This window comes from Natrinema thermotolerans, from assembly GCF_031165565.1.
GTDB classification, from domain to species: domain Archaea; phylum Halobacteriota; class Halobacteria; order Halobacteriales; family Natrialbaceae; genus Natrinema; species Natrinema thermotolerans.
The window spans coordinates 3575341-3588201 of sequence record NZ_CP101873.1 but is presented as its reverse complement, the minus strand read 5'-3'; the positions used below and the strand labels follow the sequence as shown (position 1 = coordinate 3588201).

The following is a 12861-nucleotide window of genomic DNA, read 5'->3' as shown; positions in this document are numbered from 1 at the left end:
TCCTTAATCTCGGCTTCCTACAGTCAGGGCAGAGGTTCGGCTTCTCATCGTTGTCCACGCGGGTCGTGACACCTGTTTATCCGGAGAGCCGTTCCGGTAGACGGTGAGAACCTTGTTAACCGCGCCACATTTGTCCATGCCGAGCGTAGAGAACCAGATTCTAGCACATGTTGGATTACTTATTGGGTAACAGGGACGCTGTACTGCGATTCTACACAGAACTGAGAAGCAACTCAGTGGATTACTAGAAGGGATAACATCAACACCGCTCTCTGATAGTTTACCACTTCACGCAACGGAAGGAGCGTAATGGGTTGGGGCGGATTTGAACCGCCGGCTTCCTCCGTGTGAAGGAGGTATCATAACCGGACTAGATCACCAACCCGCACGAGGCCCTTCCCGTGCGTCTGACTTAAGACTTCCTTTCAGCGGTCGTCGGCGTCACTCGAGCGACCCCCATCAACGCGCCCACGCACGTCACCAGCGACCCCACGAACCCGATGGGCCGCACGCCGCTCGAGGCCGAGCGCATCCGCCTGGACCGCCTCGAGCCGACTCGGCTCGGGTTCGGCTTCGACCGCGAGCCCGAGCCGTGATCGGACGCGATCGACGTGGGGCTCGAGCGTTTCCGCAACGCCCAGACGGGCGTGTTCGGCGGCGCGAGCGAGGTAATACCGGCTGTCGTGGAAGTGGTTGTTCATCGGTTCTCTCCCGTAGAAAGGTTAGCTGCGTATATAGTCCTATCGTAGAGGACGAATTTCGACGCCGCTCCCGCGGGCGATCCCGAGCCCGACACGCGATCGATTGACATACGTCACTCCGTGAGAATTCCCGGCTATGAACGAGTTCCAGTCGGTCGCGCTCGAGCGCGAGGGGGCGACCGCCGACCTGGTCGTCGAGGGCGGGCAGGTGTACTGTTCGAACCGCCGCGAATTTCTCGACCGCGATGTCGCGATCGTCGGCGACAGGATCGCCGCCTTGCTCGCGGACGCCGAGTCGGTCACCGGCCCGGAGACGACGGTCGTCTCGGCGGCCGACAGCATCGTCTTGCCGGGGCTGATCGACGCCCACACCCACGCCGACATCCAGCTGCTGTTCGACCGCGAAGTGCCCCATCTACTCGCATCGGGGACTACCTCGATCGTCACCGAGAGTTCCGGCCTCGGGCTGCTCTTTGGCAGCCGCGGCGTGGAGACCTTCCTCGAGCGGACCGCCGACTGCCCGGTCACGACCTACGTCTCCCTGCCGCCACAGGACTTCGTCGACACCTTCGAACCGACGACCGGCTCGCCGGCCGAACTCGAGGCGCTCTCGGACCTGCTGGACCGCGACCGGGTCGTCGGGATCGGCGAGATCGACTGGATCCACGTCGTCGGCCAGGACTCGCCGCTCGAGGACCTCTGTGAGCGCGCCCGCGAGCGCGATCTCCCGATCGTCGGCCACGGCGCGGGCTGTCGGGGCGAGGCGCTGCGGGCGTTCGCGACCGTCGTCGACAACGACCACGAGGCGATTTCGGCTGACGGGATCCGCGAGCGCGCCGCGAACGGGATCCACGTCGTCGGCCGCTCCGGCTCGATCCGAGACGACCTCGAGGCGCTGATCGATGCCTACCCGGACCTCGACCCACGGAGCGTCTCGCTGTCGACCGACGGCGTCTGGCCCGGCGACCTGCTCGAGGGCTTTGGCATGGCCGAGATCGTCCGCCGGCTGATCGACGCCGGGATCGAGCCCGCCGACGCGATCGACGCCGCGAGCCGGAACACCGCAGCCCACTTCGGACTCGCGGACCGGGGCGTCGTCGAACCGGGTGCCGTCGCCGACCTCGTCGTCGTCGACGACCTCGAGTCGATGGCCGTCGAGACGGTCCTCTCCGAGGGCGAGGTCGTCGTCGCCGACGGCAAGCCCCTCGTCGACGCCAGGACCGATCCCTACCCCGACTACGTCTACGACACGATCTCGGTCGACGTCTCGGCCGAGCGCTTCACCGCGCCGCTCGAGGCCGCGCCCGAGGGCCGTGTCCGCGCGATGGCGGTCGACCGCGGGCTCGTGACGACCGAAACGACCGCCGATGCCGCCGTCGTCGACGGACCGGACGGCTCGAGCCGCCGGCTCGGCCCCGACCCCGCCACCGACGTCCTCACCGCGACGGTCCTCGATCGCGACCCGGCGACCGAGAAACGGGGCTTTACCGGCTTCCTCACGGGCTTCGGCCTCGAGTCGGGGGCGCTCGCTACCTCGGCCGTCTGGGAGGCGACCGGGCTTGTGACCGTCGCCGCGGATACCGACGACGCCGTCGTCGCCGCCGACCGCGTCGCCTCGATGGGCGGCGGGATCGCAATCGCCCGCGACGGCGAGGTGGTCGCCGACCTCGCCATGCCGGTCGCCGGGGCCGCCGCCGAACTCCCGCCCGAGCAGTTCGCCGCGGAGTTCGAGGCGCTCGAGGACGCCCTCCGCGAGGCCGGCGTCGACATCGACCGGCCGCTGTTGACCGCGCAAACGCTGACGTTCCCCGGCGTTCCGACGCTGAAGCTCACGGCGTCGGGCTACGCCGACGTACTGGGCCAGTCCGTCGTCGGCCTCGAGCCGGCGGCGGACACCGACGACTGAGCCGCGCGGATCGCGCTTCGGTCCCCGCCGGCCGAACCGACCCCGTTCTCGGCTCCATCTACCATTATAATTCTACGGATAACCGGCGCTTCACCCGGTAACACTCCCGTTAGCGAGAATATAACCGGTTCTGGAACGAACCGGATACCGTCATGCAACGACGAACGCGGAACGCGGATCGAACCGACTCACGACCGATCGGACCGGCCGGCGCGGCGACGGCGGTGAGCCGCTGATGGCATTCGAGAGCGGCCCCGCCGCCGTCGTGTTGCTCGTCGGCCGACTGCTGTTCGGCGGGCTGATACTCTACCAGGGAATCAACCACTTCCTCGCGCCGGACGCGATGGCCGGCTACGCCGAGGCCAAGGGCGTCCCGGCGCCCACGTTCGGCGTCGTCGCCTCGGGCGTCGTCCTCGTTCTCGGTGGTCTCGGCCTCGTCCTCGGCGTCTACCCCGTCATCGCGGCGGGGGCGCTGGCTGTCTTCTTCCTCGTCGCGACGCCGCTCATGCACGACTTCTGGGCGGTTCCCGACGACCAGAGACAGAACGAGATGAACCACTTCACCAAGAACGTCGAACTGTTCGCCGCGTCGCTGCTCGTGCTGGTGCTGGCGAGCCAGCCGTGGGGCTACGCGCTGAACGTCGGTCTCTGAGCAGGATTCTCCACGAGACGACGTCTCGCGGCTACAGGACGGTAGTACGAACGGCGGGCTCTCGGCCGACTCACCGGCTCGAGCGATGGGTTCCGACCCGGACCACCAACGTGGTTCGGCGAACGGTTCAAGCGGTTCGTCGCCGACCGGTCTCGTATGGCAACGAACGAACCGACCGCGGGGGCCGCCGAGACGAAGCAGTTCCTCGTGACCTGTGACAGCTGTTCCTACGAGCGGTCGGCGACGGGCCGTGCCGAAGCGACCCGACTCGGCACCGATCATCACCGGGAAACCGGTCACGACCCCGTCGCCCTCGAGGTCCCGGCATCGGCCGCCGGCCCGTAATCCGGGCCCCGCCGGTAATACGGATCGCACCCGCGTCGTCTCTCGAGTACTGCGTGTGGCGGCCGCTCTCGTCGTGTCCTCGAGCGACGGAAAACACCGATTCAGGTCAGTACTCCGGCGATTCTTCGGGTTCGCCGTCGCGGGCATTGACGACGCGCGCGATCGTGAACAGGCCGTCCGAGAGCCGGTTGAGATACTGCACCGCGTCCTCGTTGATCTGTTCCTCCCCGGCGAGCGCGACCGCGCGGCGCTCGGCGCGCCGACAGACCGTGCGGGCGTGATGGAGCGCGGCCCCATCGTCGCTGCCGGTCGGCAGGACGAAGGAAGTCAGCGGCTCGAGTTCCTCGTCGTAGGCATCGATCCAATCCTCGACGGTCTCGACGTGGTCGGGCCGGATCGCGGGGTCGTCCTCGTCGGGGTCGGGATTGGCGAAGTCCGCCTGGACGATGTGGAGGTGGTTCTGGATCGCCGACAGGTGGTCGTTGACGTCGTCGTAGTCGGTCGGGCGGATCGTCCCGAGCAAGGCGTTGAGTTCGTCGACGGTCCCGTAGGCCTCGATCCGGGCGCTCGCCTTCGAGACGCGGCTCATGTCGCGGAGGTCCGTCTCCCCGTCGTCGCCGCGGCCGGTGTAGATCGACATGACTGGACCGACGGACGGCGACCACTTAATTTCCGCGTCGAACGCACGCCGGAACCAGTACGTTAAACTCGCTCGATCCGCTATCGCCGCGTATGGCTATGGAACTCGACCACGAGTGCCCCGACTGCGGGGGCGAGAAGACCTTCTACCGCGCCGCCAGCACGTCGCTGCACCTCGGCGAGAAGGTCAAGTGGCACTGCCCGGACTGTGACTACGGCTTCGTCCGGATCGGCGACAACGGCACCGCCGTCGACTCGAGTACGGCGTAAGCCCGACCTGCGCCGTCTCCTTTCGTCGTTCGATCCGTCGTTTTTCACTTCACGGCACGGATGCCAAACGTGTACTCGTAGCGGCACCGACGCCGCGGACGAACAGTGCGTACTACTCGTCCTCGAGGTGGTGCCACGACAGCCGCGGGGTCCGCGCGGCGCTGGTCTGGTCGATCCGGCGGGCTGTCGTCCGTTCGGGCGCGTCCGCGAGCGTCGCGTCGTCCTCGCCGGCGACGGCGTTGAACGCGGCGGCGAGCCGATCTAACGTGGCCTTGCTCTCGACCTCGGTCGGCTCGGTCATCAGGGCCTCGGGGACGATCTCGGGCCACTTGGTCGTCGGCGGGTGGACGCCGTAGTCGAGCATCCGTTTGGCCACGTCGGCGGCGTCCTGCTCGCCGGCGCTGGCGACGAATTCGTGGTGGAACGGGCCGTAGGGCACGTCGTACTCGATCCGCTCCGCGAGGTAGTTCGCGTTCAGTACCGCGGAGGCGCTGGCGTCCGCCAGCCCCTCGTCGCCGAGCCGCGCGATGTAGGCGAAGGCCTTGAGCAGCACCAGCCAGTTGCCGTGGAAGCCGTGGACCTTCCCGATGGTGTGGTCGGGCTCGAAGCGTTCGTACCGGGGCTCGCCGCCCGCGGACTCGGCCTCGCGCTGTCGGACGCGGGGCGCGGGCAGGAACGGCGCGAGGTCGTCGACGACGCCGACCGGCCCCGCACCCGGCCCGCCGCCGCCGTGGGGCGTCGCGAACGTCTTGTGGACGTTGTAATGCATCACGTCGAAGCCCATGTCGCCCGGCCGCGCGCGGCCGAGCAGGGCGTTCAGGTTCGCCCCGTCGTAGTAGAGCAGTCCGCCCGCGTCGTGGACCAGCTCGGCGATCTCGGTGATATCGCGCTCGAACAGTCCGAGCGTGTTGGGGTTCGTGAGCATGAGCGCCGCCGTGTTCTCCGAGAGGGCGGCCTCGAGCGCCTCGAGGTCGACCCGGCCCTCGTCGTCGCTGGGCAGGGAGACGACGTCGTAGCCACCCAGGGCGGCGGTCGCGAAGTTGGTCCCGTGGGCGCTCTCGGGAACGATGACCTCGTCGCGGTGGCCCTCGCCGTTGTGTTCGTGGTAGGCCGCCGCGACGCGGATGCCGACGAACTCGCCGGCGGCCCCGGCGGGCGGCTGCAGCGTCACCGCGTCCATGCCGCCGATCCGACCGAGGTAGTCCTGCAGACGATAGAGCAGTTCCAGATTGCCCTGTACCGACCCCTCGGAGCGGTCGGGATGAACCGCCGCCGACGGCAGCGCGGCCACGTCCTCGGTGAATTTCGGGTTGTACTTCATCGTACACGAGCCAAGCGGGTAGGGCCCGCTATCGATCCCGTAGATCATCTGGGAGAGTCGCGTGTAGTGACGAGCCAGTTCGGGCTCGGAGAGTTCGGGTAGCTCGAGCGAGTCACGGGTGAGGTCGTCGGGCAGCGGCGACTCGCCGTCGGCCGTCTCCTCGCCACCGCCGATCTCGACCCGCGTCAGATCCTTCTCGGAAAGCAGCGGCTCGTACTCGCCGTTCTCGACGTAGCGGGCCTGATCGTACCGGACCTGCGGGTCGTCCGGTCGCTCGTCGCTCATCGGACCACCCCCTCGAGCGCCTCGACGAACCGATCCAGCCGCTCGTCGGGCACGCCGGCGACGCAGACCTGGATCTCGTGATCGCCGACGACGTGGACCGCGAAGCCCCGTTTCTCGAGGGCGTCGGCGACGGCGCGGGCGGGCTGGTCGACGCGGGCGACGAACTCCCGGAGGTGGTGTCGGTCGTGGACCGGCGCTTTCACGCCGACGATCTCGTCGAGTCGAGCCGCGAGATCACGCGCGCGTCGGACGTCGCGCTCCGCGAGATCGACCATGCCGCTCGGGCCGAGGACGGCAGCGTGCATCGCGGTCCGGAGCGCGACCCAGGCCTGGTTCGTACAGATGTTGCTCGTGGCCCGCTCCCGACGGATGTGCTGTTCGCGGGTCTGAAGCGTCAGCGTGTACGCCCGGCGGTCGGTCGCGTCCTCGCTGGCCCCGACCAGCCGGCCGGGGACTTGCCGGAGGTAGTCCTCCCGCGTTGCGAACAGGCCCAATCCCATCCCGTAGCTCGTCGGGAGCCCCAGGACGCTGGCGTCGCCGATGACGACGTCCGCGCCGACGTCGGCGGGGCGCTCGAGCAGGGAGAGCGCGATCGGGTCCGAGCCGAGGACGAAGAGCGCATCGTTGGACTCGGCGAGGTCGCCGACGGCCTCGAGCCGTTCCTCGATCGTTCCCCGTACCGTGGGGTTCTCGGCGTAGATCATGACGACCTCCTCGTCGGCGGCGGCCTCGAGTCCCGCGAGTTCGACGGTCCCGTCCTCGACGGGGTAGGACTCGACCACGAGGTCGGTACCGGCGACGTAGTTCTCGAGGGTGCTTCGGCGCTCCTCGCGGAGCAGCTCGGGGACGAGGACACGGTGGCCCGTGGTGTCGCGGATGCGGTCGGCCAGCGTCGCGGCCTCGCCCAGCGCCGTCGCGGCGTCGTACATCGAACAGTTCGCGACCGGGAGCCCGGTCAGCTCGACCAACAGCGACTGGTACTCGAACAGGGCCTGCAGGAACCCCTGTGAGACCTCGGGCTGGTACTGCGTATAAGAGGTCAGAAACTCCGAGCGGTCCGCGAGGTGATCGACCAGCGACGGCACGTAGTAGCCGTAGTGGCCCCGTCCGAGCAGTTCGGTCACCTCGTCGTTGCGGGCCAGCAGCGAGCGTACCAGTCGCCGCGTTTCCCGTTCCGATCGCGCGTCGATGTCGAAGCGCCCGTCGAACGCGACCTCGGCCGGAACGTCGAAGAGGTCCTCGACGGAGTCCGCGCCGACCGCCTCGAGCATCGCCGTGCGGTCCTCCTCCGTGTGGGGAGCGTAGGGGCTCCCCGTAGCGTGTGATCCGTGCATAGCTAGCCGTGGTCCCGGTCGATCGACCCGATCGGTCGCCCCCTGCAGCGTCGGCGGCGTTCGATCCGAGACACGATACTGGTCTCTAGCGGAGGGGGCATAATGAACGCACCCGTTTCGGTGCGATCGCCGGTGACCGTGGCCGCGCTCGCCGTCCCGGCCCCTGCAGTCGCCACACGGGCGACTATACGCGGCGGTGCTGTCGAGAGGTGCCATGACCGACAGCGACGACGCCGACGGAGGCGGCCCGCTCGACCGCGACGACCAGGAGATCGGCGCGGCGGTCGCGAACGAATCCGAGTTCCTGCTCGACGTCCTGCCGCACTTCTACCGCGGCGAAGTCAGTCAGGCCAACAGCGCGCAGGATCGGATCGACCGGACGACCGACTGGGCGATCACGCTGCTTGCCGCCCTCCTCTCGATCGTGTACTCGAGTCGGAACATGCCCGCCTTCTTGCTGCTGATCGGAATGTTCGCCCTTTCGATCTTCCTCTTCTACGAGGTGCGTCGGTACCGCTTTTATGACCACTGGCGCGCCCGCGTCCGGTTCGTCCAGGAGAACGTGTTCGCGAACGCTCTGGAGCCGACCGGCACCGAACACCCCGCCTGGCGCGAGGAACTGAGCGACGACCTTCGCCGGCCGACGTTCAAGGTTTCGACTCGAGAGGCACTCTCACGCCGGATACGGCGCGTGTACGGGCTCCTCTTTGCGGTGGCTGGCGTCGGCTGGGCGTTCAAGGTCACGCTGTTTACCCCGGAACAGCAATGGACCGAGGCCGCCGAACTGCCTGGAGTCCACGGCGCGCTCGTCGCGGCCGTCCTCGTCGTGTTTTTCGCGGCCGCGTTCGCGATCGGTCTGTGGCCCGACGAACGGGAGGCGAAAGGCGAAATCCACGGCGTCGAGCCGGGCGACTGGAAGAACGACTGAATCGGCCGCCGACCGATCAGGAATCGTCGTCCGCGCCGCTCGAGTCGGCTTCCCCCTCGGCGTCGGTGACTAGCCCGCCGGCGTCGGGAGCTGCCCCGTCGATGGGGTCGTCCGTTCGGGCGCGCGCGAAGCAGTCGAGCGTGAGTTTCGCCCCGCCGAGGACGACGGGTCCGATGAAAAGGCCCACGGCACCGAAGACGATGAGGCCGCCGAAGATGCCGACGACCACGATCGCGGAGTTGAAGGCACTGGACCGGCCGATCAGCGCGGGCCGGAGGTACGAATCCGAGAACGTGACGACCAACCCGTAGACGAACATCGCGACGCCGGCGCTCAGTCGCCCCATCGCGACCAGATAGAGGGTCGCCGGGATCCAGATCCCGAAGGCCCCGACCAACGGAAGCAGCGTCAGGATGAACGTCGCGACGGTCAGGAAGATAACGGCCGGAACGCCGGCGATCAGCAGTCCGACGCCGAGCATCACCGACTGAATGGCTGCGACGGCGACGTTTCCGACGACCGAGGCCCACATCAGCCGGTCCAGCCCGGCCTCGAGTTCGTCGAGGACGTCGTCCTCGATCGGCAACACCCACCGGAGCCACGAGACAAGCCGCTCCCCGTCACGCAACAGGGCAAAGAGGACGAACAGCGTGACAGTCAGCCCGATGAACATACTCGGCAGACTGCCCAAGAGTGCGATCGCCCCGTTCGTGACCTCCTGAACAGCCGTCGCGATTCGGTCTTGGTTCGACTCGTACAGCGCGACGAGATCGACGGCATACCCATTGCTCTCGAGCATGGACTCGATCATCTCGACGTCGATCTCGCCTTGCCTGATCGACCGGACGAGTCGGAGCGACTGGCCGACAGCGAGCGAGAGGACGTAGATCAGGGGCAACAACACGACGAGTAGGGTCGCCGCCACGACCGCAAGCGCCGCGATCGTCGGCCTGACGTAGGCCTCGAGGCGTCGCTGAACTGGCAACAGGATGTACGCGAGAACGACGCCGAAGAGGACGTACTGGAGATACGGCAGGAGAACGACCAGTGCGAGCAGGGAACTCGCCAGTGCGAGCGCGGTCAATCCCGGCCGCTCGACGAGCCAGTTCGGGGGATCGGGCCTGTCGGACATAGACGGATATGTCACAGCCCGTCAGATTAGTCTGCTGATACGACGTCCGAGCGGCGTCGGAACCGCCGCCTCCTCCACGTACCGGGACTTGCTACTCGACGTATCGGTACTTCCGCTCGCCCATCCGGCCCCAGCCGTCGAAGACGAACTCCTCGTCGGGGGTGGTAAACTCCTCGACGTCGACGTCCATCTCGTGGTTGTGGGCGTCGTGGATCTCCTCGTAGTCGTCCCACGACATCTCGTAGCGGTCGGAGAGCTGTTCGTCGATGTTCAGCGCCTCGATCTCCTCGACCCAGCCGTCCCGGACCGTCTCGGAGTGGATCTCCGCCTGCGCACCGCTGCCGTAGGACCCGATGAGCAACTTCTCGCCGACCATTTCGCGGTCGTTCTCGAGTGCGTGTTTGAGCGCGCTCGCACGGGCGACGTGGACCGAGCCGGTGTACCAGTTGCCGACCTCGCGGGAGATCGTCAGCGTCGGATCGATCGTGGCGTCGTACCACTCGGCGTAGCGGTCGGTGTCTTTGAGCGCGTCCATGTACTCCCGGAGCGCATCACGGTACTCGTCGTCGGAGTCGAACGCCTCGGGACGGGGCTGGCGACCGATTTCCTCGGCCAGTTCGTCCTCGACCGCCGTGTTCCGCGTGACGTGACGGAACGCGAGCAGGGCGGCCTTCCGGACCATGCCCGGGAAGGGGGTGTGGAACGGCGCGTAGGCGAAGTCCTCCTCGTGGACCTCGCCGGCGACGCTCTCGAAGTCCTCGAGGGCCTCGCGCATCCGAGCGAGATAGACCTGCACGGAGCGTTTGCCGTCGACGCTCGGGAACTGCTGGTTGGGCTTGAGGAAGTCCGTCTCGTCGGCCGAGCCGTAGCCCTGCTCGGCAGAGAGTTCGACCAGATTCGGATCCTCGCTGATGAGCATCGCGACGGCACCGGCACCCTGTGTCGCCTCCCCGTCGTCACCGCGGGCGTACAGCGCCGTGTCGGTCGCGATGACAAGCGCCGAACGGCCGCGGTTGCGGCCCGCTCGGATCCAGTTGTACGCGTCATCCAGGCTCTGGGTCCCCGCGATACAGGCGAACTTGCGCTCGCCCTTGTTCGCGTGGTGGAAGTCGCCCTCGTAGACCTGCTCGAGGCAGCCAGCGACGTACGTCGAAACCGGCTTCGAGTTGTCGAAGGCGCTCTCGGTCGCGACGTCGATGCGGCCGATATCGTCGGGCTCGAGGCCTTTGCGCTCCATTAGCCGGTGAGCGGCGTTGGCCCCCATCGTGACGATGTCCTCGTAACTGTCGGGGAAGGAACTGGCGTTCAGTCCGAGTCCTTTCGTGTACTTTTCCGGATCTTCGCCCTTCTCAGGGGCGAACGTGCCCGGAAGGTCGAGTTTGAGGTTACCCGTCCAGATCTCGACGGCGTCGATGCCGACTGCAGTCATACTTTCTCAATGTAGGTGACGGTACAAGATATTGTCGTTCGTCGTTTCGACGGTTGACGAAACTTCTTGAGATAGGCCATAGTAATTTATCTCTGGAAGATGCTCATTCTATATATCTATATGCGAAAATGGCCGTACAGGTGAGGAAAGCGTATCAGGTGCCTTCCGGTGGCGTGAACGTAATCGTCACCTCGTCAGTCGTTCCATCGTCGTACCGATAGTCGACTGTCGCAGTAATCGACCGCCCAGTCATGTCGATCGCCGTATTCGTATTCCGTTGTTGTTGGAACTCAGTGAGGATCACGCTTACCTCTTGATCCTCCTCGACAGTGGCTGTGTCGTCCAAATCGATACGGTCTCCGAGTCGGTATCCTCCGCTCCCAAACTGCCACGCGAATCCATTGTCTGTGCTTTGGACGAACACTTCGGGAACGGTGAACCCAACATCGTCGCTCCGAATCTTATCGGCTGGGCCGGTTTTCTCCACCGTAACACCCTCGACCGTTACTGAATCGGTACCCGTATTCACGAGGTCGAACGCGACCCGTGAATCGGTTCCAGACTGGGATCCCTCGGATGTCCGTGCCGTGCCAGCATATTCGAGACCCCGCTGCTCAGCAGAGTCCTCGTCTTCGACAGTGAATTCCATGACACGACCATCAACGGATTCATTCGTCCAGACACCACGGGTATCCTGTGCGCGAACACCTACGGTGTAAGTAGTGTTCGTCTCGAGGGTTTCCGTATCGATCGTCCCGTTTGCCCACAGGGTTGTCTCTCTACTGAACTCTTCGGATGAGAGGAACCCGTTGCGGTCGTTCTCAACGAGATACCACTCCGCATCGACGATGGGCGTCCCACCTCGTAGATCGGTGGCGGTACCCCTGTTGTCGAATTTGCCTGCTATGTCGACCGTCTCTCCGCGAGTGACGGTAACCGGATCGAGTTCAAGATCGGTCACGTTTGGACCAGCAAGCGTGGTTCCGTCCCTCGAGTCTGCCTCCCCGTCGATATCGAAGTCCTCACAAGTGGTGTCGCTGTCTCCGATTGCAACGCAGGCCATTTGAAGATCGTACGGTTCTCCTCTTTTCGCGAGTTCGATCGGTAGCTTCCCGTCGGCATAGCCGGACGGCACGACTCTCGCGTTCTCCTGTCCAGATTCCGGTCCAAAGTCGGTTCCGATGGTCTCGTTCCACACGTCCGGCGACTGCGTCGGAACCGTAATCGTAATGTTATCGTCGGTCGATTCGAGACTGACCGGATCCGTAGGGCCACTCAGCGATCTGGAATCGACGGTCGTCGCGCTGCTTGAGGACGTTGATAAGTCTCCGTCGACGAGGACGATGGTGACTCGGTCACCGTCGATCAGCGGTTGATCGGTGAGTTCGACCGTAGCGTCGCCGAAATCGTTGAACGCTAACCCGTGTTCGATTCGAGTTGCAGGAGCGTCCCGATATTCGTTGTAGTGTGGTCTGTAAACAACCGTTCTCGTCTCGTGAGACCCGAGTAATCGATCCTCCAGTTCCCTCTCACTGTACCCACCGAGAGGGGCAGTCACGTCCGCATTATTGATTGTAAGGGGACTCGGATCGGTCGTCTCGAGCGTCCCCGTCGGGTCCGGTGGATTCGTCAGAAAGGTCCGGGTCGGATACTGGGTCCCGAGGGTTACCGAAATCGAGGTTGAACCACCCGTAGTCCCGGTGTTTTTGATCGCGTTTCGGAGTTCTTGCATCTCGCCGTGGATCTGCCGGTTGTGGTCTATTTCGACCGCCTGGTTCTCCGCCGGCACGGCGTTGACCTGATAGAGCGCGAGCGCAGTGAAAACGATCGCGAGCAAGAGTATGGCTCCGATCTGCACCGTCACTGCGCGCTCGCCGTACCGCCGTCTCATAACGATGGATAGTCACCGGCGGTTAAAC

General features: G+C 65.7%; 12 protein-coding genes and 1 tRNA gene. 5 read left to right on the top strand and 8 right to left on the bottom strand.

The window, feature by feature from the left end:
• Positions 1–310 precede the first annotated feature (310 nt).
• A tRNA-Val gene (locus tag NP511_RS18410) sits at positions 311–385 on the bottom strand.
• A 40-nt stretch (positions 386–425) separates the two neighbouring features.
• Positions 426–701, bottom strand: a complete 276-nt coding sequence (locus NP511_RS18405; protein ID WP_049966613.1) for a DUF7553 family protein — start codon at positions 699–701, stop codon at positions 426–428.
• 136 nt (positions 702–837) lie between these two features.
• Here NP511_RS18405 and NP511_RS18400 point away from each other — a divergent pair, with 136 nt between their 5' ends.
• The 3 genes from NP511_RS18400 (at position 838) to NP511_RS18390 (ending at position 3604) form a co-directional block, all read left to right on the top strand.
• Positions 838–2607 carry an adenine deaminase C-terminal domain-containing protein gene (locus NP511_RS18400; protein WP_049966612.1) on the top strand — a complete coding sequence of 590 codons (1770 nt, stop codon included), beginning with the start codon at positions 838–840 and terminating at the stop codon, positions 2605–2607.
• Positions 2608–2842: 235 nt separating this feature from the next.
• Complete coding sequence (locus NP511_RS18395) at positions 2843–3259, top strand: DoxX family protein (protein WP_049966611.1); 417 nt, start codon at positions 2843–2845, stop codon at positions 3257–3259.
• 156 nt (positions 3260–3415) lie between these two features.
• Complete coding sequence (locus NP511_RS18390) at positions 3416–3604, top strand: hypothetical protein (protein WP_049966610.1); 189 nt, start codon at positions 3416–3418, stop codon at positions 3602–3604.
• 106 nt (positions 3605–3710) lie between these two features.
• Here the strand turns inward: NP511_RS18390 and NP511_RS18385 are convergent, their stop codons facing one another.
• Positions 3711–4244 (bottom strand): cob(I)yrinic acid a,c-diamide adenosyltransferase, encoded by a 534-nt coding sequence (locus NP511_RS18385; RefSeq protein ID WP_006179301.1) that lies wholly within the window; start codon positions 4242–4244, stop codon positions 3711–3713.
• Between the two features lie 92 nt (positions 4245–4336).
• Here NP511_RS18385 and NP511_RS18380 point away from each other — a divergent pair, with 92 nt between their 5' ends.
• Positions 4337–4513 (top strand): DUF7838 family putative zinc beta-ribbon protein, encoded by a 177-nt coding sequence (locus tag NP511_RS18380; protein ID WP_015298880.1) that lies wholly within the window; start codon positions 4337–4339, stop codon positions 4511–4513.
• 112 nt (positions 4514–4625) lie between these two features.
• Here the strand turns inward: NP511_RS18380 and gcvPB are convergent, their stop codons facing one another.
• Positions 4626–6119 carry an aminomethyl-transferring glycine dehydrogenase subunit GcvPB gene (gene gcvPB, locus NP511_RS18375; RefSeq protein WP_049966609.1) on the bottom strand — a complete coding sequence of 498 codons (1494 nt, stop codon included), beginning with the start codon at positions 6117–6119 and terminating at the stop codon, positions 4626–4628.
• Entirely contained in the window at positions 6116–7453 is a 1338-nt protein-coding gene (gene gcvPA, locus NP511_RS18370) for an aminomethyl-transferring glycine dehydrogenase subunit GcvPA (protein WP_049966608.1), read from the bottom strand. The genes gcvPB and gcvPA overlap by 4 nt, the downstream gene beginning before the upstream one ends.
• 214 nt (positions 7454–7667) lie before the next feature.
• On the opposite strand from gcvPA, the gene NP511_RS18365 reads away from it, so the two are divergent.
• Positions 7668–8381 carry a DUF2270 domain-containing protein gene (locus NP511_RS18365; RefSeq protein WP_049966607.1) on the top strand — a complete coding sequence of 238 codons (714 nt, stop codon included), beginning with the start codon at positions 7668–7670 and terminating at the stop codon, positions 8379–8381.
• 16 nt (positions 8382–8397) lie between these two features.
• Here NP511_RS18365 and NP511_RS18360 read toward each other — a convergent pair whose 3' ends face one another.
• The 3 genes from NP511_RS18360 to NP511_RS18350 form a co-directional block, all read right to left on the bottom strand.
• Positions 8398–9513 carry an AI-2E family transporter gene (locus NP511_RS18360; protein WP_049966606.1) on the bottom strand — a complete coding sequence of 372 codons (1116 nt, stop codon included), beginning with the start codon at positions 9511–9513 and terminating at the stop codon, positions 8398–8400.
• A 91-nt stretch (positions 9514–9604) separates the two neighbouring features.
• Entirely contained in the window at positions 9605–10942 is a 1338-nt protein-coding gene (hmgB, locus tag NP511_RS18355; RefSeq protein WP_006650617.1) for a hydroxymethylglutaryl-CoA synthase, read from the bottom strand.
• Positions 10943–11096: 154 nt separating this feature from the next.
• Complete coding sequence (locus NP511_RS18350; protein ID WP_136396914.1) at positions 11097–12806, bottom strand: hypothetical protein; 1710 nt, start codon at positions 12804–12806, stop codon at positions 11097–11099.
• Between the last annotated feature and the right edge of the window lie 55 nt (positions 12807–12861).

Coding starts and splice junctions, on each gene's coding strand:
- NP511_RS18405 (WP_049966613.1), bottom strand. CDS start 701: ATGAACAACCACTTCCACGACAGCCGGTATTACCTCGCTCGCGCCGCC.
- NP511_RS18400 (WP_049966612.1), top strand. CDS start 838: ATGAACGAGTTCCAGTCGGTCGCGCTCGAGCGCGAGGGGGCGACCGCC.
- NP511_RS18395 (WP_049966611.1), top strand. CDS start 2,843: ATGGCATTCGAGAGCGGCCCCGCCGCCGTCGTGTTGCTCGTCGGCCGA.
- NP511_RS18390 (WP_049966610.1), top strand. CDS start 3,416: ATGGCAACGAACGAACCGACCGCGGGGGCCGCCGAGACGAAGCAGTTC.
- NP511_RS18385 (WP_006179301.1), bottom strand. CDS start 4,244: ATGTCGATCTACACCGGCCGCGGCGACGACGGGGAGACGGACCTCCGC.
- NP511_RS18380 (WP_015298880.1), top strand. CDS start 4,337: ATGGCTATGGAACTCGACCACGAGTGCCCCGACTGCGGGGGCGAGAAG.
- gcvPB (WP_049966609.1), bottom strand. CDS start 6,119: ATGAGCGACGAGCGACCGGACGACCCGCAGGTCCGGTACGATCAGGCC.
- gcvPA (WP_049966608.1), bottom strand. CDS start 7,453: ATGCACGGATCACACGCTACGGGGAGCCCCTACGCTCCCCACACGGAG.
- NP511_RS18365 (WP_049966607.1), top strand. CDS start 7,668: ATGACCGACAGCGACGACGCCGACGGAGGCGGCCCGCTCGACCGCGAC.
- NP511_RS18360 (WP_049966606.1), bottom strand. CDS start 9,513: ATGTCCGACAGGCCCGATCCCCCGAACTGGCTCGTCGAGCGGCCGGGA.
- hmgB (WP_006650617.1), bottom strand. CDS start 10,942: ATGACTGCAGTCGGCATCGACGCCGTCGAGATCTGGACGGGTAACCTC.